This is a genomic window from Candidatus Paceibacterota bacterium (genome assembly GCA_016782605.1).
GTDB lineage: Bacteria > Patescibacteriota > Minisyncoccia > Minisyncoccales > RBG-13-42-11 > BS750m-G71.
Window position 1 is genome coordinate 15,606 of sequence record JADHYE010000004.1, and the last position, 25,067, is coordinate 40,672.

The 25,067-nt window shown below is 41.0% G+C and carries 21 protein-coding genes, 3 tRNA genes and 2 rRNA genes; 2 read left to right on the plus strand and 24 right to left on the minus strand.

All coding sequences use genetic code 11. From position 1 onward, the window contains the following. Positions 1–88: 88 nt before the first annotated feature. The 11 genes from ISS83_02065 to rpsB form a co-directional block, all read right to left on the minus strand. Positions 89–4,427 (minus strand): 23S ribosomal RNA (locus ISS83_02065). A gap of 313 nt (positions 4,428–4,740) precedes the next feature. Then, positions 4,741–5,418: a hypothetical protein gene (locus ISS83_02070; GenBank protein MBL7142417.1), complete on the minus strand. Its 678-nt coding sequence runs from the start codon at positions 5,416–5,418 to the stop codon at positions 4,741–4,743. Positions 5,419–5,591: 173 nt separating this feature from the next. Further along, a complete protein-coding gene (locus tag ISS83_02075) occupies positions 5,592–6,005 on the minus strand; it encodes a hypothetical protein (protein ID MBL7142418.1) in 414 nt (137 codons plus the stop codon). 19 nt (positions 6,006–6,024) lie between these two features. Then, positions 6,025–6,098 (minus strand) — tRNA-Ala (locus ISS83_02080). A 5-nt stretch (positions 6,099–6,103) separates the two neighbouring features. Next, positions 6,104–6,179: transfer RNA gene (locus tag ISS83_02085), tRNA-Ile, on the minus strand. 780 nt (positions 6,180–6,959) lie between these two features. Then, positions 6,960–8,384: ribosomal RNA gene (locus tag ISS83_02090) — 16S ribosomal RNA — on the minus strand. 82 nt (positions 8,385–8,466) lie between these two features. Then, on the minus strand, positions 8,467–8,694 hold the full coding sequence (locus ISS83_02095; GenBank protein ID MBL7142419.1) for a hypothetical protein: 228 nt from the start codon (positions 8,692–8,694) through the stop codon (positions 8,467–8,469). Next, positions 8,695–8,766, minus strand: a tRNA-Thr gene (locus ISS83_02100). It lies immediately after the preceding gene. 10 nt (positions 8,767–8,776) lie between these two features. Then, positions 8,777–9,112, minus strand: coding sequence for a hypothetical protein (locus tag ISS83_02105; protein MBL7142420.1), 336 nt, complete (start codon positions 9,110–9,112; stop codon positions 8,777–8,779). Between the two features lie 5 nt (positions 9,113–9,117). Next, positions 9,118–9,561, minus strand: coding sequence for a translation elongation factor Ts (gene tsf, locus ISS83_02110; GenBank protein ID MBL7142421.1), 444 nt, complete (start codon positions 9,559–9,561; stop codon positions 9,118–9,120). Between the two features lies 1 nt (position 9,562). After that, complete coding sequence (rpsB, locus tag ISS83_02115) at positions 9,563–10,348, minus strand: 30S ribosomal protein S2 (protein MBL7142422.1); 786 nt, start codon at positions 10,346–10,348, stop codon at positions 9,563–9,565. Between the two features lie 249 nt (positions 10,349–10,597). Here rpsB and rpmE point away from each other — a divergent pair, with 249 nt between their 5' ends. Beyond that, a complete protein-coding gene (rpmE, locus tag ISS83_02120) occupies positions 10,598–10,828 on the plus strand; it encodes a 50S ribosomal protein L31 (GenBank protein MBL7142423.1) in 231 nt (76 codons plus the stop codon). A gap of 1 nt (position 10,829) precedes the next feature. Next, positions 10,830–11,882 carry a peptide chain release factor 1 gene (gene prfA, locus ISS83_02125; GenBank protein MBL7142424.1) on the plus strand — a complete coding sequence of 351 codons (1,053 nt, stop codon included), beginning with the start codon at positions 10,830–10,832 and terminating at the stop codon, positions 11,880–11,882. Here prfA and ISS83_02130 read toward each other — a convergent pair whose 3' ends face one another. The 13 genes from ISS83_02130 to ISS83_02190 all read right to left on the minus strand — a co-directional run bounded on the left by ISS83_02130 (position 11,883) and on the right by ISS83_02190 (position 24,808). Continuing rightward, entirely contained in the window at positions 11,883–13,244 is a 1,362-nt protein-coding gene (locus ISS83_02130) for a lytic murein transglycosylase (protein MBL7142425.1), read from the minus strand. After that, entirely contained in the window at positions 13,241–13,933 is a 693-nt protein-coding gene (locus tag ISS83_02135; protein MBL7142426.1) for a 50S ribosomal protein L25, read from the minus strand. The genes ISS83_02130 and ISS83_02135 overlap by 4 nt, the downstream gene beginning before the upstream one ends. A 111-nt stretch (positions 13,934–14,044) precedes the next feature. After that, positions 14,045–14,815 (minus strand): class II fructose-bisphosphate aldolase, encoded by a 771-nt coding sequence (locus ISS83_02140; GenBank protein MBL7142427.1) that lies wholly within the window; start codon positions 14,813–14,815, stop codon positions 14,045–14,047. After that, positions 14,806–15,789 carry a carbohydrate kinase family protein gene (locus ISS83_02145; protein MBL7142428.1) on the minus strand — a complete coding sequence of 328 codons (984 nt, stop codon included), beginning with the start codon at positions 15,787–15,789 and terminating at the stop codon, positions 14,806–14,808. The genes ISS83_02140 and ISS83_02145 overlap by 10 nt, the downstream gene beginning before the upstream one ends. 76 nt (positions 15,790–15,865) lie before the next feature. Further along, positions 15,866–18,277: a phosphoenolpyruvate synthase gene (gene ppsA, locus ISS83_02150; protein ID MBL7142429.1), complete on the minus strand. Its 2,412-nt coding sequence runs from the start codon at positions 18,275–18,277 to the stop codon at positions 15,866–15,868. Then, positions 18,270–20,189 carry an acetate--CoA ligase gene (acs, locus tag ISS83_02155; GenBank protein MBL7142430.1) on the minus strand — a complete coding sequence of 640 codons (1,920 nt, stop codon included), beginning with the start codon at positions 20,187–20,189 and terminating at the stop codon, positions 18,270–18,272. Before acs ends, ppsA begins: the two co-directional genes overlap by 8 nt. A gap of 91 nt (positions 20,190–20,280) precedes the next feature. Further along, a complete protein-coding gene (locus tag ISS83_02160) occupies positions 20,281–20,643 on the minus strand; it encodes a hypothetical protein (protein MBL7142431.1) in 363 nt (120 codons plus the stop codon). Positions 20,644–20,738: 95 nt separating this feature from the next. Beyond that, positions 20,739–21,308 (minus strand): NYN domain-containing protein, encoded by a 570-nt coding sequence (locus ISS83_02165; protein MBL7142432.1) that lies wholly within the window; start codon positions 21,306–21,308, stop codon positions 20,739–20,741. A 207-nt stretch (positions 21,309–21,515) separates the two neighbouring features. After that, complete coding sequence (locus tag ISS83_02170) at positions 21,516–21,977, minus strand: hypothetical protein (protein ID MBL7142433.1); 462 nt, start codon at positions 21,975–21,977, stop codon at positions 21,516–21,518. Between the two features lie 642 nt (positions 21,978–22,619). Beyond that, on the minus strand, positions 22,620–23,042 hold the full coding sequence (locus tag ISS83_02175) for a hypothetical protein (GenBank protein ID MBL7142434.1): 423 nt from the start codon (positions 23,040–23,042) through the stop codon (positions 22,620–22,622). Between the two features lie 108 nt (positions 23,043–23,150). Further along, positions 23,151–23,786, minus strand: coding sequence for a hypothetical protein (locus ISS83_02180; protein MBL7142435.1), 636 nt, complete (start codon positions 23,784–23,786; stop codon positions 23,151–23,153). 124 nt (positions 23,787–23,910) lie between these two features. After that, on the minus strand, positions 23,911–24,402 hold the full coding sequence (locus ISS83_02185) for an NADAR family protein (GenBank protein MBL7142436.1): 492 nt from the start codon (positions 24,400–24,402) through the stop codon (positions 23,911–23,913). A gap of 82 nt (positions 24,403–24,484) precedes the next feature. Beyond that, positions 24,485–24,808 carry an RNA-binding protein gene (locus tag ISS83_02190; protein MBL7142437.1) on the minus strand — a complete coding sequence of 108 codons (324 nt, stop codon included), beginning with the start codon at positions 24,806–24,808 and terminating at the stop codon, positions 24,485–24,487. Positions 24,809–25,067 lie beyond the last annotated feature (259 nt).

A 25,067-nucleotide genomic window follows, 5' to 3' on the forward strand; every position in this document is an offset into this window, starting at 1 on the left:
GAAAGGCGAAGAAAACAAAGTTTTCTTCTTCACCTTCGCCCCGCTATCGCGGGGCTTGGTCATTAATTACTAGCCCAACTTTTAAGGGCGAACAAAAAACAATGATTTATTAGTACTGCTCGGCTGAATGCATTGCTACACTTACACCTGCAGCCTATCAACCCCGTGTTCTTCGGGGAATCTGGAAGTCCTGATCTTGGAGCCTGCTTCGCGCTTAGATGCTTTCAGCGCTTATCAGTTCCCGACTTAGCTACCCAGCGATGCTCCTGGCGGAACAACTGGTACACCAGAGGTCAGTTCACTCCGGTCCTCTCGTACTAAGAGCAACCCTCCTCAAGACTTGACGCCTACGGTAGATAGGGACCAACCTGTCTCACGCATATTTCTCACTTATTACTAAATGTATGGACTATACCATTACCCAAAATAAATTGGGCAATCGACGTTTTAGCCGCTCTTTTGCGACTCTAACCATTTAAGGTTAAGTCTCTACGGGGTCAGTATACGAACTTTTCGTTTCTTAGAATAATTTAATTCGCGAAAAGTATCAATTAATTTCGCAAGTTCATTAAAATTTTTCTGATTTTTAATTCTGCTCTTCAACACAATGATTTTCTCTAGAAGATTTAGTTGAGCTTTTTTCATTACTGAATATGGCTTAACCAGTTCAATAAATTTCTTTATTCCCTCTTGTGTTCCAACAATATATTCTAAAATTCCATCATTTCTAACCCTTAAGTGCCCTAGATTAATTAATGCACAAATTTTAGCAAAATTATTTTGTTCTTTTTGTGACTGAAATAGCACAATATAATACACAACTTGAAAACCATATTTGTATGTTTTGTTTGGTTTTAGTTGTGCATAAACACTGCCATCTCCATCAAGAAATCCTGCTAAATATGATCTTTGTGTTTGCGAAATTATTTTTTTCATACACGACTTCCCTCGGTATTATCCTAACATACGACAGATTGTAATGCAAGGAATTTACCGATATGAGTCGATTTATTCACTGTGATATTACTATCACAGGCCGCCTAGCTTGTTAACAGTAACAAGCTCTAGTCGACGGTTTGAACCCAGCTCACGTACCTCTTTAATTGGCGAACAGCCAAACCCTTGGGACCTACTCCAGCCCCAGGATGAGATGAGCCGACATCGAGGTGCCGAACAGAGCCGTTGATGTGGACTCGCGGGCTCTACCAGCCTGTTATCCCCGGGGTAGCTTTTGGTTGATGATCTTCCGCGGTTCTACTAACCACGGTCGGTTCACTAAGTTCGAGTTTCCTCTCTGCTCAAGTTATCCCTCTCGCAGTCAAGCCGGCTTATGCCTTTACACGACGAGCACGATTTCCATCCGTGCCTAGCCGACCTTAATAAACGCCTCCGTTACCTTTTAGGAGGCAAGCGCCCCACTTAAACTGCCCATTAAACACTGTTTCCAGCTAAAAGCGAGATTAGGATAAAGACCTTGAAAGATGGGTGTTTCATTGGCGTCCTCTCCGAAGAGAGAACTCCCCACTACGCTACACAATCAAAACCAAAATCCAATGTCTAACTACAGTAAAGCTCCCGGGGTCTTTCCGTCTAGCCGTAGGTAACCGGCATCTTCACCGGTATTGCGTTTTCACCGGGCGCCTCGTTGAGACAGTCCCCAAGTCGTGAAGCCTTTCGTGCGGGCCAGAACTTACCTGGCAAGGGATTACGCTACTTTAACACGGTTCATTTCGTTATCACCCTTTCGGGCTCCTCTATGTCGCCATAGAGATCGGACTATATCATATCCTGATTTGTTTCAGGATTTCGGCGTATAGTCTCTGGGGATTTTCTTTGAGCAAAATTAACATCTTTTAAATTATATTTGCGTTTTCTTCCTCTCCCTTCATTAAGTATTTCTCTAAGATCAAGAATTTTCTTAAATCCTTCCGGATTCAAGTGTTCTTTTTTATCTATTAAGAATACTATTTTTCTGAAGATTGAGAAATTCGTCTTTGTTCTAGAAGAAAGAAAATTAAATCGTTCGAAGAAAGGAGTTACTCTCTCTTTTAACGAAGTGAAATTTTCGACAACAAAAGAATGTAATCCATCTTTTCTTGTTTTTATTCTTCCGCATCCTAAATATCTCTTTAAGAGATATAGATTTGTTTTGTCTCTCTGGGAAACATTGAAGCTTAATCCCAATTGCCATCCATATCTATATCCTTCGCCTTTTCGAACAGAGAGATTAAAACTTCCTTCTCCATCTACGAAGCCGGCTAAATAATAGCCGATTCTAAATGGAATTATTTTTAGCCAATGTTCCATAAGCCTTAAGACACTCAAAGAAACTTTCCTGCGGATAATCTGCACTAGTGTCTTTTTACTGGCTTTCGACGTTGAAAAAGCTTAGTAACACTAGATACTTTTAAATGACGTATACTATACGCCAACCAGACTTCCCCGCATATAGCCGAATTTTCTAACTACAATCCGTGATTTTATAGTTACCGCGGACGTTCACTGGCGCTTCACCCAATGAGCATTCACCTTGCGGCAAACACCCTCGGGATTAACGTTCCAGCACTGGTCAGGCCTCAGCCCCTATACATCCTCTTACGAGTTTAGCAGGGACCTGTGTTTTTGGTAAACAGCCGCCAGGGGTACTTTCGCTGCGACCGCCCATAGGGCGGTAGATCTTATTGCGAACTTACGATCACTTTTTTGCCTAGTTCCTTAACGAGGTTTCACCCGTTCACCTTGGCGCGTTTACGCCAACCCACCTGTGTTGGTTTTGCGGTACGGACCAAACGCACTTAACCCTACGAGTTTTTCTAGGCAGTCTGCTCTCCGAGACGGTCAGAACGAATCCTGACCTGGAAATCCAATAATCTTCCCGGAAACTTCAACTGCGTCACTCTTCAGAAATGCGCTTGGGGGCCGGAATATTAACCGGCTGTCCATCATCCTAACCTTTCGGTCACGGACTAAGGACCGCCTAACCCTTGGATGATTTTCATTGCCAAGGAAACCTTGGGTTTTCGGTGTGCCGCTATCTCAGCGGCATTGCGGTTACTCATGCCAACATTCTCTCTTCTCCATCCTCCACCAAACCTTACAGTTCAGCTTCGCTGGATGAAGAATGCTCCCCTACCCCCTGCACTTTTCGAAAAAAATGCAGAGCCTTATCTTCGGTACTAAGCTTAGTCCCGATAAATCTTTGGTGCAAAACTCCTTAGTTAGTAAGCTATTACGCACTTTTTAAAGGGTAGCTGCTTCTAAGCTAACCTCCTAACTATCATAGGCGCTTCACTTCCTTAAGTACACTTAGCTTAGTTTAGGGACCTTAGATGAAGATCTGGGCTGTTTCCCTTTTGATCATGGAGCTTAGACCCCACAGTCTTACTGGTACTATTTTTTTCCAGCATTCGGAGTTTGGTAGGAAAATCTAGGCAAAGCCCACGAAATTCCTTCCAGTGCTCTACCTCTGGAAAAATTGAGGTACCGCTAGCCCTAAAGCTATTTCGGGGAGAACCAGCTATTACCAAGCTCGTTTAGCTTTTCACTTCTTACCACAGCTCATCCCAGAGTGTTGAACGGCTCACGGGTTCGGGCCTCCTCCCGGATTTCTCCGGAATTCACCCTGGCCATGGCAAGCTCGCTTGGCTTCGGGTCTTGAACATACAACGAAAACGCGCTATTAACGCTTGCTTTCACTGAGTCTCCGCCCCAGAAGGGCTTAGACAAGCTGTATGGTCAAACTCGTTGGCTCGTTCTGCAAAAAGCACGCCGTCATCCGCCTCAGCGGCGGACTCCGACTCTTTGTAAGCATGATGGTTTCAGGTTCTATTTCACCGGGATCACCTCCCTACTTTTCACCTTTCCCTCACGGTACTGGTTCACTATCGGTGAGATTGAGTATTTAGCCTTAGCCGGTTAGTCCGGCTTGTTTCTCCCAAGGATATCGTTTCTCGGGATACTCAAGATAAATAACAAGGAGCGTAAAGGAGTTTTCGAATACAGGGCTATTACCTTCTTTGGCTTCTCTTTCCAGAGAGATTCTTCTAACCAACCTCCACCAAAATGTTCTCCCTCGGGTACTAAGCACATAAAAAATTATGTGCTCGGCTCCCGACGCTATTTTCTTACAACCCCCATTTTCTCTTGCGAAAAAATAGGTTTGGGCTGTTTCCCTTTTCGCTCGCCGCTACTAAGAGAATTAACTTCGTTTTCTTTTCCTCTGGGTACTGAGATGTTTCACTTCCCCAGGTTTGCTCGCATTGCAAAACAATGCGTTGCACTGTTTATCGCAGTGCAGGGTTATCCCATTCGGAAATCCCCGGATCAAAGGTTGCTAGCCACCTCCCCGAGGCTTATCGCAGACACGCCACGTCCTTCGTCGCCTCAATCTCCCAAGGCATCCACCATCTGCTTGTAAAATTTTTGTTCGCCCAGTTAGTTAGAAATAAATCCAACTAAGCTGAGCTAGCAATTAATAACCACAAAATGAGTATATATTTTTTTTGACGGTTTAAGACGTATTCAGTTTTCAACGAACTTTCCAAACAATCTTTCAATTAAAAATCGCCCCGTTGGAAGCAGGACGATTTCTGAGACATAAAAAAACTCAGAAATTTTTAACTGCTTCCTTTGTTTAAGAATTGTCTTGTGTTTCTCATACCTAAAATCAATTTTAGCAAAATATGAATCTCTGTCAAGGGGCTGGAAAACGCCAGCCCCAAGAGAGAAGTAATATCGAATTTATTCCTTTAATTTCCTTCTCAAATCCTGCAGCAATTCCGCTGCCACGTCCTTTCCGCCCAAGCCAAAAGCAATTACAAAAACAGCTACCACTCCATAAACCAAAGCGCCAAACAAAGTGTCAACCATTTCCGGGACAATAAGCAGCTGTCTGAGAATGGCTAAAATAGCAAAAAGCCAGATAGCCCATTTAACAATCGCTCCAGCAGCACGGGTGTAGTTAAACCTGGCGCTTTCAGCTGCGGCCACCACCACTTTCTGAACAATGTCAGCGACAATGGCTGCCACCACAAAAATCAAAGCAGCGACAACAACATTGGGTAAGTAACCAATCACTTTTCCCAAAAGAACGGCAAAGTCCGACCATCCCAAAATACCGACTGAGATTTGCAGGAAAACGATAATCAAAATCCATTTGACAATCGCTCCGACAAAACTTGAAGGATCGACTTTGATTTCCGCTTTTTCCAAAGCGTTTTTCCAGTCTCCCCTGTCAAAAATCTTGTTGAATTTCAGTTTCTTTAATACTTCCGCTATTAATTTACCCAGGAAGACTGAAATAAACCAGCCGATGACAAATAATATGATTGCTCCAAGTAAAACAGGAATGAATTGTAAAAAATTCTGCCAAAGAGCTTGAAACGCCTGAATAGTTGCTGAATACCAATCTAAAACCATGGTTTTAATTCTTAAATTAATTTTATTCGACCTTTACCGAAGACATAATTTAAATAGGCTCAGATTTGCGAATATTAAGGTATTATAGCATTGCAAGAGAAACAAAAAAGCTTCCCTGTGGAAAACTTTTATGAGCTCGCGTATATCAGTTGAAACCAGATTATAAAGTTTCTCTATTTAATCAACGACAAATCCCCATTGATAACAATCGGCCTTACTGCCTCAATCTCGGTTTTGTAATAAGGAATTTCCGGAACGGGATTAAGCAAAAAGATTTTCTGATTCAATACGTGGGCAAAGCCGATCTCCATTAAGCCATTGCCGCCGATATAATTCTTAATACCGTTTTTATCGTAATTCAAAACAAGAATAGCATCGGCCCCCTGCATCTTTTTCCAAAATTCCCGTATCGCATCCATATTATATTTTTGATGCAGTTTAATTTTTTCTTTTTCTTCATCGGTTTTGCCAACCAACGCTTTATAAAGATCTGTTACAAAAGCATCATGTCCAAACTTAATAAGCTCGTCACGAGCCTCAAGCATTTTTTCCGTAAATTGCATACTGCCGATAATTCCTATTCTCATAGATATAAATAAATTAAAGTGGACCCGAGCGGACTCGAACCGCTGACCTCCTCATTGCAAATGAGGCGTTCTAGCCAACTGAACTACGGGCCCAAAACTGGTGGGCGGCGAAGGAATCGAACCTTCGACCTCTGCTTTATCAGAGCAGCGTTCTAACCACTGAACTAGCCGCCCAATATATTCCCAGTATATCAAAAAAAAGTTAAAAAACAAGCTTCCATTTATGGAAGCGAAGTTGAAGAGAAGATGAAAACTTCGTTTTCATCGCCTCGCCAAACAAATTAAAAAATACGCTTCCGCGTATTAATTAATTCAGTCACTTGAAGCTGTCCCGAAAGCCAACCTTTAAGGTACGCTGGCCAGCACCTCAGAGTCAAAGAGAGAATTCTTCCCCTTCAACTCCAGCCGACACTTTGTTCTAATCAAAAAAATTAGAAATGTAGTGATCCACCGACAGGTTCCCCTACCGGTGCCTTGTTACGACTTCATCTTTATTACTGATCTTACCTTAGGCCCCGCAAAATGCAGGGATTTCGGGCACTACCAGCTCTCCTGATGTGACGGGCGGATTTCGATAGTTTGGATTACTTCGAGTTCCCACGTAGCGAGCGGGTTTCCCGCACTACGCGAGTCCTGCTTAAATTATTTATAAAATTTTAGCAGGTTTTGTCCTTCCTAAACATATATTTTTATATTTAGTACTATGACGCAGCTGACTTCTTGTGAACTTCATTACCCATCTTGTCACAAGATCTCCTCGGGTCACATAAATACCTCTTCCATGCATCCCTTCGAGGTTTTTACAGTGTTTTCCCCACGACTCACCGCTACCTGCGTGGGTCAACACACCTCATAAATTGAAGGGCTACATTTTGCTCCTCGGTCCTTCAGACTATTCCTCACGGATCTAGTCCTACCGATTGACTACGCTCTAATTGAATCTGAAATTAGAGGAAAGGATTTTAACCTTTTAGGTATATATGCTGCCGAGCGCCTTTAGAATTGAGTACAAGATTCAGGAACGTATTCATCGCGCCGTGGCTGATGCGCGATTACTAGCGATTCCGGCTTCATGAGATCGAGTTGCAGATCTCAATCCGTACTGGGAGACCGTTTGGTGGGATTAGCTCCGGCTTGCGCCTTTGCAACCCATTGTCGGCCCCATTGTACCACGTGTGCAGCCCAGGGCATCGAAGGGCCACGCTGATCTGGCGTCATCCCCACCTTCCTCCTGGTTATCCCAGGCAGTTTTCTGCGACACTTGTAACGCAGAATAAGGGTTGCGCTCGTTGTTGCACTTAAGCATACGCTTCAGAGTACGAGCTGACGACGACCGTGCAGCACCTGAACTAATGTCCTTGTGGGTAGTTCCTAGTTTCTTAGGAGTTTCATTAGTCTGTCAAACCCTGGTAAGGTTCCTCGCTTGTTGTCGAATTGAGCCACATGGTCCACCGCTTGTGTGAATCCCCGTCTATTCCTTTGAGTTTTAGCGTTGCCGCCGTACTTCCCAGGCGGGACACTTAACGCGTTTGCTTCGCCACCTGAAGGGTCGACACTTCAGATAGCCAGTGTCCATCGTTTACAGCGTAGACTACAAGGGTATCTAATCCTTTTTGCTACCTACGCTTTCGTCTCTCAGCGTCAGGGTCGCCCCAGCTGGATGCCTTCGCTTTTAGTATTCCGGTCGATATCAACGGATTTCACCCCTACACCGACCGTTCCACCAGCCCCTAGCGCCCTCAATTCCGCCAGTTTTTTCTGCATTTCTAAAGTTAAGCTCTAGACATTTAACAGAAAACTTAACGGAACGCCTACAGACTCTTTACGCCCAATAAATCCGGATAACGCTTGAGGTACTCGTATTACCGCTACTGCTGGCACGAGTTTAGTCACCTCTTATTCATCCGCTACCTTCATCCCGACGAATCGGGATTATTCACGGATAAAAGCTCTTTACATTCCGAAGAACTTCTTCGAGCACGCGGCGTCGCTGGTTCAGGGTTTCCCCCATTGACCAATATTCTCGACTGCTGCCTCCCGTAGGAGTATGGGCCATATTTCAGTCCCATTGTTGGCGATCATGCTCTCACACCGCCTATCCGTCATAGCCTTGGTAAGCCATTACCTTACCAACCAGCTGATAGAGCGCAGGTCAATCCCGGAACGGATTGCTCCTTTATTCCGCACGAAGCGGAAACCATTGGGCATTAGTTCCGATTTCTCGGAATTATTCCCATTTCCGGGGTTTGTACCTACGTGTTACTAACCCGTCTGCCGCTATCCAGAATCTTTCTTGCGAAAAATTCAGGACCGCACGACTTGCATGCCTTATCCACGCCGCCAGCGTTCATCCTGAGCCAGGATCAAACTCTCAAAAAAAAATAAATTCGGGACAACTTCAAATAACTGATACTTCGACAGGCTCAGTATTAGTCCTGAGTTTGCCGAAGGACTGACTCTTTTAACTGACTTGTTTCGTTATTAAATTTTCAAGGTTCTTCCCTCCGGCATTCAGGGTATAAAAAAACAGGAAGAGATTCCTGATTCCAACGAATTCTCTTTGTCTGCAGCTTTCCTTAGCAGCAGCAGCAACATTCTGATTTTTTCTTCTTTTTCTTTTTAGCCATATGTTTGTCTTTCTTTCTGTTTCTAATTCTACTTTTTTAAAACTTCTTGTCAAGCCTTTCAAAGCCGGCAGCAGGATTTGAACCCGCGACCCACAGTTTACAAAACTGTTGCTCTACCACTGAGCTATGCCGGCACAAAAAACACTATTTCCTGGTGTGGTTCTTTATCTCTCGCCAATAGTTATCGTCTTCGTCAAATTTCTTTTTCTGTCCCCTTTCCCTCAGTTTCTGCAGCCAGTTTGAAGTTTTGTTGTCCGTTTTTAAAGTCAAAACCCTTACCCTGGAAAGTATTTTCTGCAGAAAGATTTCAAAAGAGAAGTTGCCAGTAGGAAATAAATCCTTAACCCCTGTCAACCATTCTTTCCAATTGAAAGGCGCGGTTTCCGGCAACTGTAAAAGCAGGGGTATTTTCTTCAGTATGATCACCGCCAAAACGATTAAACTCAAAAGAAAAACGATGAAAACGATTATTGACATCATAATTTTTAAATTTCGTACCTGGTAAAGTTTTTGACAACGATGTTTTCGCCTGTTCTTGCGATGTAATCGTCAATCAAATCCTTTAATATCTTTGCCTGGTCTTTTACCCAGGGCTGCTCCAGTAAAGGGAGCTCCTCCCTGATAGCAGCGATCTGCAAGCATAATTCGTGGGCCAGATTCTGGAAATCCTGGCCTTTGGCGACAAAATCCGTTTCGCAGTTCAGTTCCAATAAAACTCCTATCTTTTTGTTAGGGTGGATGTAGCTGGCGATAATTCCCTGTTCTGCTCCCCTGCCTGCTTTTTTGCCCGCAAAATCTTTCCCCCATTTTTTCAAAATATCCTTTGCTTTGGCCAAATTTCCCTTTGCTTCCTCAAGCGCTTTTTTGCAGTCGGAAACAGCAGCAGCCGTCTCTTCCCTTAATTGTTTTACCTGGTCGATTGAAACCATGTTATTTCTTGGGTTTGGCTTTTGATTTTTTGTCCAGTATCGCCTTTTTCACTTTTTCCAAAATATACTTTATTGAGCTGACGGCATCGTCATTAGCCGGTATGGGATAATCAGCCAAAGTCGGATCGCAATTAGTATCAACTACGGCAATAACAGTCACGCCTTTTCTTTTTGACTCTTTTATGGCTAAAGTGTCTTTCTGCATGTCCAGCACAAAAACAGCGTCGGGAATTCTGGTTAATTCCTTTATTCCTCCCACTTTCGCTTCAAGGGTTCTCAGCTCCTTGTCTATCATCGATTTTTCTTTCTTGGTGTATTTTTCCAACTCCCCTGAAGATTTTTTCTCTTCCAAATCCTTAAAGTAATCAATTCGTTTTTTAATCGTTTCAAAGTTAGTGAAGGTGCCACCCAGCCATCTTTCAGAAACAAAAGACAAACCGCACTCTTTGGCAACAGACTTTACCATCTCTTTCATCTGGATTTTCGTGCCGACAAGCAGCAATATCTTCTCTTCTGAAATCAGCTGCTGGATGAAATTCAAAGCTTCTTTCAATTTTTCAGCTGTTTTTTCCAAATCAAAAACATGAACGGCGTTCCTGGCGCCGAATAAATACGGCTTTATCTTCGGATGGACGCTCGAAGCTTTATGCCCGAAATGAACTCCTGCCTGAGTCATTTCCTCAACGTCTATGCCGAAGGTCGAAGAGGACTTCGCACTCTTCTTCACCTCCGCTTCCCTTGGAAGTTCGGTATCATATTGTTTTGTTTTCTTTTTTGTTTCTGTCATGAAAAATATTCGCTTTTGAATATAGCACGGATAAAAATTAATATCAAGCTAAAGGGTTGATTTTTTTTCCAGCCTTGCTAAGATATTAAAGGACAATTAAAATATTATCACATATACCCTGTAATACAACATCCAGAATACTTCGTATTAAAATATCAAACAAAGTTATTATGTTAAATATATTATTAAATAAAAACAGCCTTCAGAGTGTTTTCGCATTGAAAATGCCTGGATGTTGATATACAGGGTATGAAAAAAGATATCCATCCCAAATACCACGAGAACGCCCAAGTCCGCTGCGCCTGCGGAAACGTTTTTACCGTTGGTTCGACAAAAGAAGTGATTGAAGTGGAGGTCTGCTCTTCCTGCCATCCCTTTTACACCGGCAAGGAAAAGAGCATGGACGCAGTGGGACAGGTTCAGAAATTCAGGAAAAGACTGGCCAGAAAAGAAGAACTGAAAGGAAAAAAGAAAAAGTGAAATGTTGAACCTTGAAAAGGTGAAAACAGAATACCAAGAACTCTTAGAGCAGCTCAGCGATCCTGAGCTAATTTCAAATTGGGATAAATTCGAAGAGCTGAATAAAAGAAAAATCTTTCTTGAAAAAATCATTGAAAAGGAAAAAGAAATTGAAGACTTAAATAACAAAATCGAGGAAAACAAAGCAATCCTGAATTCCCAGGAAGACAGAGAGCTTTTCTCTCTGGCGGAAACGGAAATAGGGCAGCTAAATGAAAAATTAAAGAATGTTGAACAGGAAATCCAAAAACTATCAACAGAAGAAACAAAATCTTCAAAAAACGCTGACTTGGCAAAAGCAGCCATTATTGAAATAAGGGCTGGCACCGGAGGCGAAGAAGCAGCTCTTTTTGCCGCAGATCTATTCAGAATGTATTCAAGATACGCTCAATTAAAAGGATGGAAACAAAAAGTCCTGGATTCAAGGCCGAGCGAAATAGGCGGCTTCAAAGAAATAGTTTTTGAAATCAAAGACGGTGAAATATGGCCTGCCATGAAAAACGAGGCAGGCGTTCACCGGGTACAAAGAATTCCAACCACCGAAAAATCAGGCAGAGTCCACACTTCAACAGCTTCAGTAGCTGTTCTGGCCAAACCGAAAAAAGGAAAATTGATCATCAACCCCAAAGATCTGAAACTCGATACATATAAAGCGTCAGGTCCCGGAGGCCAATACGTCAATAAAAGAGAAACAGCTGTCAGAATCACCCACTTGCCGACAAACACCGTTGTCACTTCGCAAACAGAAAGAAACCTGCAGCAGAACAAGGAAAACGCATTGGCCATTCTGGAAGCGAGGATACTGGAAAAAACAGTCAAAGAAGAAGAAAAGAAATTGAAAGACGCAAGGAAAACGCAAATAGGCAAAGCGGAAAGATCAGAAAAGATAAGGACCTACAATTTTCCCCAAAACAGGGTGACCGACCACAGAATAAAAAAAAGCTTCCATAATATTGAAAAAATCATGGAAGGAAACTTGGACCCGCTAATCGATTCTCTCAAGGAAAACCTCTAATTATTTGCTTGCTTCAAGTATCTTAATGTCGTCTGCAAAACCGTCAGCTATCTTTAACACGCTGTTAGCGTAAAAAGAGTATTTAGAATTGAGCGAACCTGCAAAATAGTACATGGCTGCTGCCCATTCAGCATCCCTGGTTTGTTTTGCCGCTCCGTATCTTGCAAGATAAAGTCCGGAAGCCAGGAAAGCGTCCTGGATATTCCAGGGATTGGCAGGTCTGCCGAGAATCTTTGCCAAATCGCTCTTGTAAATCATCCAGGTTGTCGGAATGAACTGGGCAGGCCCCATTGCTCCTCCATACCCAAAGCTCATCGGGCAGGAAACCGGAGTTTTGTAAGGATCCATTCCCAGCTCTCTGGTTATTGTCAGGAAGGCTTCAACATCTCCTTTTCTGCCGGAAAGCCCCATCGGCTTCATAACGTTTTTTATTGAAGCGCCGGTATTGATGTTTATTCCGGCTGCTGTCGCAGCATTGGACAAATAGCATTGCCCAACATTCTTGCCGATGGCTGATTCCTGCTGCAAAACTGCCAGTAAAAATGCCGGCCTGACGCCTGTCAAACCTTCAACCCATTTGGCGATTGAATAGGCTTCTCCGAAAGTGGGAGCTTTAGTTATACCGACCACATCAAAAATCCTGGCTCTGATTTCAGCTGCTTTTGCCTCTGTTGCCTGCTTTTCTTTCAGATACTGCTGGTATTGGGTTTCTGTCAGCTGCAAGAAATATTCCTGCTGTTTTTGCACGTTCTGACTTTCCTGTTTTTGCAGAGTCTGCATTTTAAGGGCGCTCTCCAAATCGCCTTTTTCAGTGTCCAAAGACTGTTTCTGACCTTCCAAAGAAGTTTTCAAACCTTTGATCTCCTGCAGAAAGTCGTGGCTTTTTTCATCCAAAGTTTCCAGGGCCATCAGATTTTCGAAAAACTCTGATATGTCAACGCCTGAAAGCAAAATCTCAACAAGCGAGGTCTGGTCTTCCTCATAAATGATTTGCAGAATAGCTGCCAGCTGATTCCTCATGTTCCCGATTTGCGAAAACGTCTGATCTATCGAGCCCTCGGTATCTTTTATCTGATAGCTGATGTCTTTTATCATGACGCTGCTTTGCTGTATCTGCAAATCTATTTTCTTAACTTTTGATTTTAAGGTGCTGATCTGATTCTGGAGATTTTTTTTCTCCTGTTCTGTTTTTCCGATAACCTGTTCCAATTTTGCAATCTCGTCCTCGTACTGCTGCAGCAAAGCCTCGCACTCTTCCTTGGTTTTACAGTCTTCCTGGGCAAGAATATATAAATTAGGCAATATTAAACCAAAGACCAAACAAATCAGCAGAATTGGTTTTAACAGTTTGGAGATCTTCATTTTTCCTTGGGTTCTTCCTCTTTTTTTTCTTCTTTTTCTTGAGATTCTTCTTCAGCAGCTTCTGGTTCTTTTTCGCCCTCAACCGGCACTTCTTCTGCTGCTTTTTCTTCTTCTAGAGACTTGGCTAATTCTTCTTCCACTTTTTCTGGTTCAGCAACAAAAATAACTGTTTCTTCCGGATCCTTGAGAATCTTCACCTCTTTTGGCACAAGCAAATCCTTAACCAGAATATTGTCTTCAAACGTTTTCAGCATGCCGATATCAACCTTAATTTCATGGGGAAGATTCTGAGGCAGAGCTTTCACTTCCAACTCATGGATATTTTTGACCAGAGTGCCTCCAAGATTCTTTATCGCTTCCGATTCCCCTTCAAAAACCAAAGGAATGTGGGCTGTAATTTCCTCGTCTAATCTTGGCTGGTAAAAATCAACATGAAGCGGCTTTTGGGAAAGGCAATCAATTTCAACAGCATTAATCAGAACCAAAAACTTTTCCTGGCCGACAAAAAGCTGCAGCAAAGAGCTTTCGCCAGCTGCCTTGTAAGCTTTTTCAAATTCCTTCAAATCAACCTCTAATGAGGCGTTCTTTATTTTGGGGCCGTATAAAACCGCGGGAATAATCCCCTTTTGCCTTATCTTTTTTACTTTTTTGCCAAAATCTTTCCTGACTTTGGCCGAAAGATTAATCATGTATCGAAATAAATTGAAAATTTATGAGATGTGAAATGAATCAACGGATTCATTGAACTTTGTTTACTGAGGCGAGAAGATGAAAACCAAGTTTTCATCTTCTCTTCCCCCTCAACTGCGGTTTCGGGAACCGAATAAATTAATTTTCTTCTCAACTACCCGCTGAACAGCTTCCAGGCCTTTCTCCTTATAAGCTATTTTCAGTTCGGTGCTGATATTGATTTTAACAATGCCTGATTTGACAGCGGCTTTAATATCCTTTTCCGCTGTGCCTGAACCGCCGTGCAGGACTAAAAACGTTCTGCCTGTTTTCTTTTTTATCTCTTTTAATCTCTTTAAAGATATTGGCGGATTCTTCTTCCCTAATTTCACTATGCCGTGAATAGTGCCGACGCTGACTGCCAAAGTGTCTACGCCAGTTTCTTTGATAAATCTTTTAGCGTCTTTGGGTTCAGTTAACTCTCCGCCGATTACCCCAACCTCCCCTTCAACCAAAACATTCTTTTTCCTGGCGTATCTGACAACCTGCCTGGCAATACTGATATTTTTTAAAAGAGGTAAATCAGAACCGTCAAAATGCACTGCGTCATATCCTGCATCTATCGCCTTTTTAATATATATGAAAGATTTGCCGTGGTCAAGATTTAAAAAAACAGGAAAGCTGCTTTCTTCTCTTAGCTTTCTGACCAAGGCAACTGCCTTTTTTAATCCCAGGCGCTTACTCCTGTTCTCAGATATGCCGATAATCACCGGGCTTTTCAGCTTTTTCGCCGCCTGGAAAATCGGCTTTAAGGTCTTAAAATCAGAAACGTTGAAGTGGCCAATCGCCCATTTCCCTTTCTGAGCTTTATTAAAAAGTTTTTTCAATTGGTTTACAGGCATTTTCCTTTTTGTACTTTCACCTTTTCAAACTTTTGATTGGCGGCTAACAAACCTTTTTTCGCTCCCAGTTCTTTCAAACAAGCAGATGAATTAGCAACCCCCAATTGAATTGCCTGGACAATATCCCCTTTTCTCTTGATTAAACCTGAAATAAACCCTGAAGCAAAAGCATCGCCTGCTCCGGTTCGGTCGATTGTTTTAATCTTCAAAGAACTTGCTTTATAAAGACATTTTCCGTCAGAAACCAATACTCCCAAAGGCCCTTTGGTCATTACAGCGATTCCCGGGCAAATATCATCAATCTTCCTGAAAATCTCTTTTTCCCTGTTAAAAGGAATTTTAGACAAAAAGCAAGCTTCTTCCTGGTTCAAAATCAAAACATCTACTTTATTCAAAATTCTGGTCAAAGTTTTTCTGGGCAGAGAAAGCTGGGTATGGCCGGGATTCAAAGCGATTTTAATTTTGTTTTTCCAGGCAAAATCCACTAATTTTTCAAAGGTATTGCAAAGTTTTCCGGAAAGAGGCGCTAGATACAACCACTTTGCCTTGATTTTCGGCCAAGGAATGTCTTTAACAGCCAATTCGCTGGAAGCTCCACAATAAACCAAAATAGTTCTTTCCTGGTTATCGAAAGAAAGAACGACAGAATGATTGGTCGGCTTCTTCTCGGTTTTTTTCATTAACTGGGTGCTGACGCCGTTTTTTGCCAATTCTTTAATCATTTCCTGCCCGGCAGAATCTGCGCCAACCATGCCGCAAAAAGCAGTTTTAAATCCCTGCCTGGCAAAGACAACAGCTGTGTTTGTTCCTCCCCCGCCGCTCAGAAAATTGATGTCTTTAACCTGAATCTTTGAACCTAAAGAAAGACAAATCCCTTTGCCGGTGATAAATCTCTTTTCCTCAACTATCTTAAAGCTTTTGGGCTGCAAGAAAATGTCTTGAGTGGCTGAGCCGAAAGTAATGATGTCAAACATTGAAATAAATTGAAAATTTATTGACCGAGTCCCGTTCGCGGGACGAAGGTGAAGGGACGATGAGACGAGGTCTCATCTACCCGCCTAAAATTGGGCAAAGATGTTTTTTCTTTTCTTTTTTGGCAACGATTAACGTGGTTTTAATAACAGTGTCAGGATTTAATGACATTGATTCTATTCTTTGGCTGACCAGGAATTCGGCAAATTCCGGAAAATAGCTTGGCGCTTCCCCGCATATTCCGCAGTATTTTTTTCTTTTTTTACAAACAGCAATTACCGTTTTTAACATCTCTTTTACGGCTTCGTTTCTTTCATCGCCCACCGAAGAAATCAAAGCAGAATCCCTGTCCAATCCCAAAACCAGCTGGGTCAAATCATTACTGCCTATGCTCATTCCGTCAAAAACATCCAGGAATTTATCAGCCAGAATGACGTTGGACGGTATTTCGCACATAACGTAAACTTCCAAACCGTCCTTTCTCCTTTCTAGACCGAATCTTTTCATCAATGATATAACTTTTTTACCTTCTTCGATCGTCCGACAGAAAGGAACCATCACTTTTACGTTTTTTAATCCGAATTTTTCTCTGACTCTTTTTATGGTTTGGCATTCCATCTGAAAAGCCGGTTTAAATTTTTCGTCGTAGTATCTTGAAGCTCCCCGCCAGCCCATCATTGGATTTGATTCTTCCGGCTCAAAAAGTTCTCCCCCTAATAACTGGGCGTATTCGCTTGATTTAAAATCGGAAAATCTGACAATAACCGGCTTGGGATACATCCCAGCGGCAATTTTACCAATCCCCTGTGAAAGTTTATCAATAAAATATTCTTTCTTGTTTGCATAGCCGACAGTCAATTTGTCAATTTTCCTTTTCAATCCAGCATTCTTTAATTTGTTAAAGTTATAAAGGGCCAAAGGATGAATCTTAATCTGGGAAGCAATAATAAATTCTTCTCTGGCCAATCCCACTCCTGAATTGGGCAAGAACGAATTCAAAAATGCTAAGTCAGGATAGCTGGTATTGATCATTATCTTGGTCTTGGTTTTCGGAATTTTCTTCAAATTGTATTTTCTGATTTCAAATTTCAGCTGGCCTTCAAAAATCCTGCCTGTCTGGCCCAAAGAACAATCCACGGTAACCATCTTGCCTGTTTTTAAAAGCTTGGTTGCTTTGTCAGCGCCAACAATACAAGGAATCCCCAACTCACGAGAAACAATCGCTGCATGGCACGTCCTTCCGCCTTCCTCAGCAATAATTGCTTTTGCCTGCTTCATAATACTTGTCCAGTCAGGGTCTGTCATTTCGGTGACTAAAATCTCTCCGGGCCTGAATTTCTTTATTTGAGCAATGTTGGGAATAACCTTTGCTTTCCCAGAAGCGATTTTAGAGCCGATTGCCTCTCCCTCTAAAAGCAATTTCCCTTTTTGTTTTAAAAAGTATTGATTGTAACTTTGGCCGATTCTTGAAGCGTGAATTGTCTCCGGCCTTGCCTGAACAATGAATAATTCTTTGGTCTTCCCGTCTTTTGCCCATTCAATATCCATGGGAAATCCATAGTGGTTTTCAATCTGGTAAGCCCATTTGGCAAGCCGCAATATCTCCCGGTCGTTTAAAACAAACCTGTTTTGGTCTCTTTTGGAAACCGCTTTTTCTTCCGTTGTTTTATTACCTTTATTAGTATAGATAAGCTTTCTTCTTTTGGTCCCGAGAATCCTTGAAATAATGGGCGAGAATCCTTTTTTCAAAGTCGGTTTGTGCACCAGAAACTCATCCGGGACAACCCTCCCTTTTACGACCACTTCTCCAAGGCCCCAGGAACCGTTAATCAAAACAACGTCTCTAAACCCGGTTTCCGTGTCTAAAGTAAATATCACTCCGGCAGAACCGACGTCCGACCTGACCATTTTCATCACACCGACCGACAAAGCAACTTTAAAATGGTTAAATCCTTTTTCTTCCCTGTAATAGATCGCCCTGTCCAAAAATAAAGAAACAATGCATTTTTTAACCGCTCTTAATACTTCTTTTTCACCGCTTACGTTCAAATACGTTTCATGCTGGCCGGCAAAAGAGGCTGTCGGCAAATCTTCAGCAGTGGCTGAACTTCTGGCGGCCACGCTGAGATTCTTTGTTTTGTATTTTTTAGATAAGATTCTGTATGCTTTCAATATTTCTTCTTTTAAGTCTTCGGGAAATTCAGCTTTTGAAATAAGGTTCCTCGCTTCCCTGCCCGCCATCTGCAATTTTCTAATATTTCTCGTATCCAGAGACTTTAAAATCTTCTTCAGTTTCGGCAAAAGATTATTTACTTTTAAAAAATCCCAATAGGCAGTGCTTGTTGTGGCAAAACCGTCAGGAACCCTAATCCCCTTTTTGTTTAATTGTGAAAACATCTCTCCCAAAGAAGCGTTTTTGCCACCGACTAAACCGACGTCTCTTTTGGAAATTTCTTTGAACCAAAGAATGTATTTTTTTTGTTTAGTCATTTTGGATAATTGTTTTAATGGTTTCAACTGTTTCCGGATTGGCCAAAGTGGATAAATCCCCCAATTCCTCGCCACTGAACAATTTCCTCAAAATCCTCCTCATTATCTTTCCTGACCTGGTCTTTGGCAAGTCTTCAACCAGATAAATTTCCTTTGGCATGGCAATCGGCCCTATTTCTTTTTTAATATGCCCTATCACTTCCTGTTTTACCTGGTCAGCCGGTTTCTGTCCCTTATAAACCACAAATGCCAAGGGCACTTCTCCTTTTATTTCATCCGGCATACCGATAACAGCGCATTCTGTAATATCAGGATGATGATTGATAGCTGCTTCCAGTTCTCCGGTGGAAACCCTGTGGCCTGCCACTTTAATAACATCATCAACCCTGCCGACAATCCTGATCAATCCGTTCTCGTCCTTAAAAGCGCTATCAGAAGTGAAATATATTTCCTTTCCGTACTGACTCCAGTAGGTATCCAGGTATTTTTCAGGATTCTTGTAAACTCCCCTCAACAATCCCGGAGCAAAAGGCGGGAACAAAACCAAGTTTCCCTTTTCATTAACAGAACAAGGCTTTCCTTCTTTGTTCAAAATATCAAACTTCAATCCAGGAAAAGGCAAACCGGTAAAAGCCGGTTTAAAAGGACCGATTCCTGGCAAAGAGGTAATCAATATTCCGCCTGTTTCTGTCTGCCACCAGGTATCAACAATCGGACACTTTTCCTTGCCGATTTCCCTGAAATACCAAAGCCAGGCAGACTCGTCTATCGGTTCGCCAACCGAACCTAAAAGCCGTAAAGTGTCTAATTTACAACTTTTAAAAACTTCTGCTCCGTTCTTCTCAAACATCCTAATGGCTGTGGGAGCGGTGTAGAAAATAGTTACTTTGTAATCGTCAATAATCTTTGCCCATCTGTCAGGGCCAGGAGAAATTATCAATCCTTCAAAAATTACAAAGGTTGCCCCGCACAATAAAGGCCCGTAGCAAGAGTAAGTGTGGCCGGTAATCCAGCCGACATCAGCTGTTGACCAGAAAATATCATTATCATGTAAATCAAATATCCATTTTGAAGTGGCATAGGCCTGAACAGCGTATCCTCCGACAACATGCAAACAGCCTTTGGGTTTGCCTGTTGAGCCTGAGGTGTAAAGAATGAATAAAGGATCTTCAGAATCCATTGGTTCAGCTTCGCAGGAATCTTTCTCGTCTTTAACCAATTCATGCCACCATAAATCCCTGCTTTCCTGCCAATTCACCTCATTACCAGCCCTTTTTACCACTACTGTTTTTTCAACAGCCGTATCTTTCAACGATTCGTCAGCGCCGTTCTTTAAATTAATCAATTTGCCGTTTCTGTAATATCCGTCAGCTGTAATCAAGATTTTTGCTTCAGAATCAATTAAACGACTCTGAAGAGAGGTCGCTGAAAAAGCGGAAAAAACAACTGCATGGACAGCGCCGATTCTGGCACAGGCCAACATTGAAATTATGACTTCAGGAATCATCGGCATATATATGCCTACCCTGTCGCCCTTCCCTATTCCTAGTTTTTTCAAGGCATTGGCGAATTTATTAACTTCCCAAAATAATTCCTGGTAAGTAAATGTTTTTGCTTTTTCTTCGGTCGGCTCCGGCTGCCAAACCAAAGCTATCTTATCCTTTTTATCCTTTAAATACCTGTCTAAACAGTTTTCAACGATATTGATTTTGCCGTCTAAAAACCATCTGAAGTAAGGCGCCTGGTGCTCAAAGGCTTTTCCCCATTTTTTTTGCCATTGCAATTCTCCAGCCAGCTTTTCCCAGAATTTAGTCTGGTCTTTTGCCGCTTCCTTGTAAACCTTATCGTCATTTACCCAGGCTTTTTTCTTGAAGTCTTCAGTCGGATAGTATATGTCTCCTTTTTTAATCATTGTTCTATTATAACGTAAATCTTTTAAACAAAAAAGAGGATGATGGACAAAACCTCTTTTTAAACAATATTAGGAACCTGTTTGGAAAAATTTATTCTCCAAACCTCTTCTTTTGAAGCCAACTTAGAAAGAAAAAAATTGCAACCATAAAGGCCGGTCCCGATATAAAGGCATACCAGGTCCAGTGACGACCAAGTCCAGCCGCACAAACATAGAAAACGGCAAAAGCGAAAAAAACAATTGCCCCCACTAAATCATATTTCCAGGAAATTGCAACAACTGCCAGCAAAACAAGTGAAGGTAAAAGATGCATAAAAAGCGCCAAAACCAAATCCCAACCGGTATATTCTGTAAAAACATCTAAAGCAAATAAAGATAAAAATAAAACAAATGCTATGCTTAAAATTCTCGGCAGCCAATGAATAACTTTTCTTTTATTTATAGATATATTCATATTTCTATTCTACCAAAAAACCGCCTTTTCTGCAAGGCGGCCAAAATCTGCTCCCCCTGGGGCTACGGGGCGATGTTAGAACCTGGTTAGTAGGACTATAGCAACGTTTTCTCTTTAAATTTCTCTATATCCCGAGGTAATAAAAGAATGGAAAAATTAGCGTATTTTTGTATACCCAAAGATGGAGAATGGGCAAAGCCAACATATTCAATCTTCTTATTTTTATATTTTACATATCTTACGGCTGGAATTAAATCAGTATCAGAACTCACTAAAATAGCTGTGTCGTATAAATTATCAACAGCCCCAACGATTAAATCTACTGCAATTTTTACATCGGTTCCTTTTTCTTTATACACTTTATCAATCGGCATTATTCTGCCACGCTTAATAGCAAAACCATCGTTTTTAAGATTTGAAAAGAATTTTTGTTGTCCACTTACAAGATTTTTACTTTTATCGCTTCCGTCGAGATTTCTGAAAACACCCGTGTAATACCTCTTTGAAATAAGCTCTCTTTTATCGCTAACTAAAAAATCTACGAATTCTTTAAAATTAAACTTTGTTCCTTTCGGAAAATTTATCTCTTTATCTTTTAGATAACCATAAAAATTGCTTCCATCTATATAAACAGCTACTCTTTCTTTTTTATTAAAAATATCCATACAATATGATTATAGAATAACTCTAAATAAAAAACTACCCTTGCCGGAGCAGGAGTAGTGTTCATAGTAAGTATATATTATCTCTAATATATTTTTTTGTCAAGTGGAAAACTTGGCTCCCCTGGGACTATGGGACGATGTTAAAACCTGTTTTAGGTAATAAAAAAGCGGTTTGAAGTTATCTCCCCGCTCTTGATTGCTTCCGTCTTAAATGTCTTCGAGATGCAGCTCAATCTTGCCCCTTTTGGGATCCAATATGCCTACAGTTGGTCGTTCCCTTCCTTTTGTTCCTAAAAGTTGTTCAAGCATATAGTATGTTTGCTCAAGGGTCATTCTCTTTGTTATTTCATTCTTAATTTCGAGCAATGCTTGCTTGTGGGCCGACAATAGGTTCCTTATCTTCTGAAGCGTATGTGCATCTTCAGAATTCCAACCTGTAGACAATTCATAACCTTCGACAAACTTGGTAGTTTCATCAATAATATCTTCTTTTACCATTCGTGCCCAATAGGGACCATCTTCTTCTGCTGCTGACTGTATCCGCTTTTGTTCTTTCAAAACTAAGTCTTTTATTTTTTGGATAACTCCTCCGCATTCCTGCTCTGTGATTTTCTTTTTTATGTTGGGCGAATCTTTTTTCTCTGTATATCTATTTGGCAGTAAAGCCATTTGGTTTCCTCCTTTTTTGTTGTTGTTCTGTTCTTAAACTACTAAATTTAATAAAAAAATCAAGTTCACTACCAAAAACCGCCCTCTTGTGAAAGCGGCCAAAATCTACTCCCCCTAGGGCTATGGGGCGATGTTAGAACCTGGTTTCTAACAAAAAACCTACTCGTCATTAAGACTTTCGGTATTAAAATAAAGAACTATAATATTAGTCGTGAGAAGCCGGGGGAACATGCCGACTTCTCACTTGGTGATTCGCCAGCCTCCTAAACGAGAACCATATATTCGAAGAATACAGATCCTTATTAGCCTGAGCCAATCTTAGGCAAGCTAATCCTAGTGATCACCCCTCCTGTCCTCACTCCGAAACAAAAGGGACTCTAGGACTGGCATAGGGTTAAGAATCTTTATGTTAACATTCTCAATCCTGTGCCAACCAATAATCTTAGCTTTGTTCAATGGTTATATTATAGCATATATAAAAATCTTGTCAAGAGTCTACATCCTACCCAAAAACTGCCCAATGGCGGTAATTTGTTATCCACAAGCAATAACTCTCCTGGGGCTATGGGGCGATATTAGAACCTGTTTTGGATAAAAGAAAACCGCCTCAACTAATTGAATAGTATATTGGCGGCAGCTCTTCTAGTTTAAGAGATTGATAGCGACCAGTCCTATCGCTAAAAGGTGCAAAAGCTGGTCTACGCCGAAAACGATAAGATAAATAAAGTTGTCTTTTCCCTTTTTACCTGTCATGACTCTAAACTTTATGCTTTTTCTTGCTATCCAAGCAAGCAAGTCCCATGTCCAGGGTAAATCAATAAGCCAATGGGAAATATAGATAAAAAGGAGTCCCGATAAATTAACTTGGAAGTATAAAAATTGAGGGACAAAAAAGAGTGTATAAAGAAGCAAATGTAGGAAGAACAACTTTCCCTCCCTGAATCTGTGCGTAAGAAAATCTCCTAAACCATGCGCTATCAGACCGAAGAAAATGAACACAGCTACCTCGCAATAATCCATTCCTTCAGACCTCCTTTCCCTTATGCTAATAAAACAATGCCACATTTCTGTGGTATTGTCAATAATTTAGCTCCCCTGGGGCTATGGGGCGATGTTAGAACCTGGTTTGAAAAATAATTAATAAAATTTTATTTCAGCATTTTTATAAATTAATTATTCCCAACTTATTTTATATTCATGATAAGGATCTCCCCTAAAGGTGCATTGTGTTTCTTCCGCTTGAACCTTCTTTTTCCCAATTAATTCAAAAAGTCCTATAAAATATCCTTTTATATATAGACAAACTAAAGGATGGAGCCCGTATTCTTTTAACCTAAATATTAAATATTTATTAGCTTCGTTAATTTCATGTGGTTCAATTTCTCCATAATCAACGTTTTTATGCCAAAGCTTAGGGGCTGCCCAAAATGCTGTTTTTGCAGAAACAAGATATTTAAAAGCCATTTTCATAACAAAAGAATGTCTGGGAGAAAACCTTCCCAAATTAACAATATCTTCATTATTCCAATTGAACTGTTCTCGAAAAACCAACATAAAAACAGCACAAAAAGGATCCTTATACCATTCATAAGACTTTATATCTCCAAGCATCAAGGGATAACCAAGTTCCCTTAATCTGTCCTCCATCTTTTCCACGGCTCTTTCGCCCTCTCTTTTTTTCAAATAAATCAAATTATCTCTTAAAAGCTCACCCCTCATACTTCCTTCAATTCTCATTAATATATCTATCTTTTCTTTTAAGGTTTTCCCGTCTTCTATTTCTTTTAATAATTTTTGGCTATCAATCATTTTTTATTTTTAAATAGTTAATTATTATTCTATTCTACCAAAAAACCGCCCTCTTGTGAAAGCGGCCAAAATCTACTCCCCTGGGGCTATGGGACGATGTTAGAACCTGCTTTATTAAGATAAATTAGCTCCTCTTTATTGTTTCATTCCTTAACTTCATCCAAATCTTCCCTAATTCATTTCTTCCGTCTCTTTTCTTGCCCCATCCCCAAAAATAATCTTTCGGAGAGTCTTCGACAATTTTTCTTTTTCCGGTTTGCAATAACTTATGCATTACATAAGGATTCTGATTTAATTTGTGCCTGAGTATGTCTTCCATAATCGCTACTTTTTTCTTTACCCAATTTATTGGATCTTTATGTGCATTCGCGTTGGCAATTCTTTTGGCTTCGTCTGCCGATTTAGCTTTATAAATTTTTTCTACCAAATCAGGCGCGGTTTTAAAAAAATGCGCGGCTTGATATGCATGTTCAGAAGTCGGCCATAGCCTTCCATTCCATCTAACTGCAAAACTGGAAAAGTTAGAAAAACAATAAAATTCTCTTTCGTAAAATCCGACAATTTTACCTGAAGTTTCTAATTGAGGATCTCTATTTTGATATTTTGTTTTTAACATATAAAGTTTGCTGACCGAGTGATGCTAGAACTTATTTTTTGATAAACTAACGAAAAACCCCTTAAAGGGGTTTTTCAATTTCTTACCAGCGATCTCTGCTACCTCTGTCAGATCCTCTGTCGCCGCGGTTGAATCCGCCTTGTCTGGGAGCTCTTGGCTCCATCGGACGGGCTTCATTCACGGTAACGTTCCTGCCTTCGATCTCTTTGCCGTTGAACATTTCAATCGCTTTTTGTGCCTCTTCGTCAGTAGACATTTCTACGAAGCCGAATCCTTTTGAACGGTTGCTCATCCTGTCTATAATGACGGCTGCCGATTCAACTGTTCCAGCTGCGGAAAAAGTTTCCTTTAAAGTGGCATCGGTGGTGTTGTAAGACAATCCACCTACATATAATTTTTTAGCCATGTTTATTTTAATGATTTTATTATCAGTAAGCCGACCAACTATCTTATTTCTATTCTACGGCTTACTTTTAATAAAACCTCAAAAGAAATGCAATAGATACTTACCTTATTATGATAGCTTATTATCAATAAAAAGTCAAGGAGTTATTTTTTACTCCTGTGTTTTTTCTTTAAACCGATTTTGTGGCGATGCTTTAAAACGAACTTTCTGTGGAGCCGTTTATTTCTGTTTTTGTTCGGATTGCATGAATTTTTCATAT

Excerpts from the sequence above, each read along its gene's own strand:
- ISS83_02070 (MBL7142417.1), bottom strand. The coding sequence starts at position 5,418 with ATGGTTTTAGATTGGTATTCAGCAACTATTCAGGCGTTTCAAGCTCTT.
- ISS83_02075 (MBL7142418.1), bottom strand. The coding sequence starts at position 6,005 with ATGAGAATAGGAATTATCGGCAGTATGCAATTTACGGAAAAAATGCTT.
- ISS83_02105 (MBL7142420.1), bottom strand. The coding sequence starts at position 9,112 with ATGATGTCAATAATCGTTTTCATCGTTTTTCTTTTGAGTTTAATCGTT.
- tsf (MBL7142421.1), bottom strand. The coding sequence starts at position 9,561 with ATGGTTTCAATCGACCAGGTAAAACAATTAAGGGAAGAGACGGCTGCT.
- rpsB (MBL7142422.1), bottom strand. The coding sequence starts at position 10,348 with ATGACAGAAACAAAAAAGAAAACAAAACAATATGATACCGAACTTCCA.
- rpmE (MBL7142423.1), top strand. The coding sequence starts at position 10,598 with ATGAAAAAAGATATCCATCCCAAATACCACGAGAACGCCCAAGTCCGC.
- prfA (MBL7142424.1), top strand. The coding sequence starts at position 10,830 with ATGTTGAACCTTGAAAAGGTGAAAACAGAATACCAAGAACTCTTAGAG.
- ISS83_02130 (MBL7142425.1), bottom strand. The coding sequence starts at position 13,244 with ATGAAGATCTCCAAACTGTTAAAACCAATTCTGCTGATTTGTTTGGTC.
- ISS83_02135 (MBL7142426.1), bottom strand. The coding sequence starts at position 13,933 with ATGATTAATCTTTCGGCCAAAGTCAGGAAAGATTTTGGCAAAAAAGTA.
- ISS83_02140 (MBL7142427.1), bottom strand. The coding sequence starts at position 14,815 with ATGCCTGTAAACCAATTGAAAAAACTTTTTAATAAAGCTCAGAAAGGG.
- ISS83_02145 (MBL7142428.1), bottom strand. The coding sequence starts at position 15,789 with ATGTTTGACATCATTACTTTCGGCTCAGCCACTCAAGACATTTTCTTG.
- ppsA (MBL7142429.1), bottom strand. The coding sequence starts at position 18,277 with ATGACTAAACAAAAAAAATACATTCTTTGGTTCAAAGAAATTTCCAAA.
- acs (MBL7142430.1), bottom strand. The coding sequence starts at position 20,189 with ATGATTAAAAAAGGAGACATATACTATCCGACTGAAGACTTCAAGAAA.
- ISS83_02160 (MBL7142431.1), bottom strand. The coding sequence starts at position 20,643 with ATGAATATATCTATAAATAAAAGAAAAGTTATTCATTGGCTGCCGAGA.
- ISS83_02165 (MBL7142432.1), bottom strand. The coding sequence starts at position 21,308 with ATGGATATTTTTAATAAAAAAGAAAGAGTAGCTGTTTATATAGATGGA.
- ISS83_02170 (MBL7142433.1), bottom strand. The coding sequence starts at position 21,977 with ATGGCTTTACTGCCAAATAGATATACAGAGAAAAAAGATTCGCCCAAC.
- ISS83_02175 (MBL7142434.1), bottom strand. The coding sequence starts at position 23,042 with ATGTGGCATTGTTTTATTAGCATAAGGGAAAGGAGGTCTGAAGGAATG.
- ISS83_02180 (MBL7142435.1), bottom strand. The coding sequence starts at position 23,786 with ATGATTGATAGCCAAAAATTATTAAAAGAAATAGAAGACGGGAAAACC.
- ISS83_02185 (MBL7142436.1), bottom strand. The coding sequence starts at position 24,402 with ATGTTAAAAACAAAATATCAAAATAGAGATCCTCAATTAGAAACTTCA.
- ISS83_02190 (MBL7142437.1), bottom strand. The coding sequence starts at position 24,808 with ATGGCTAAAAAATTATATGTAGGTGGATTGTCTTACAACACCACCGAT.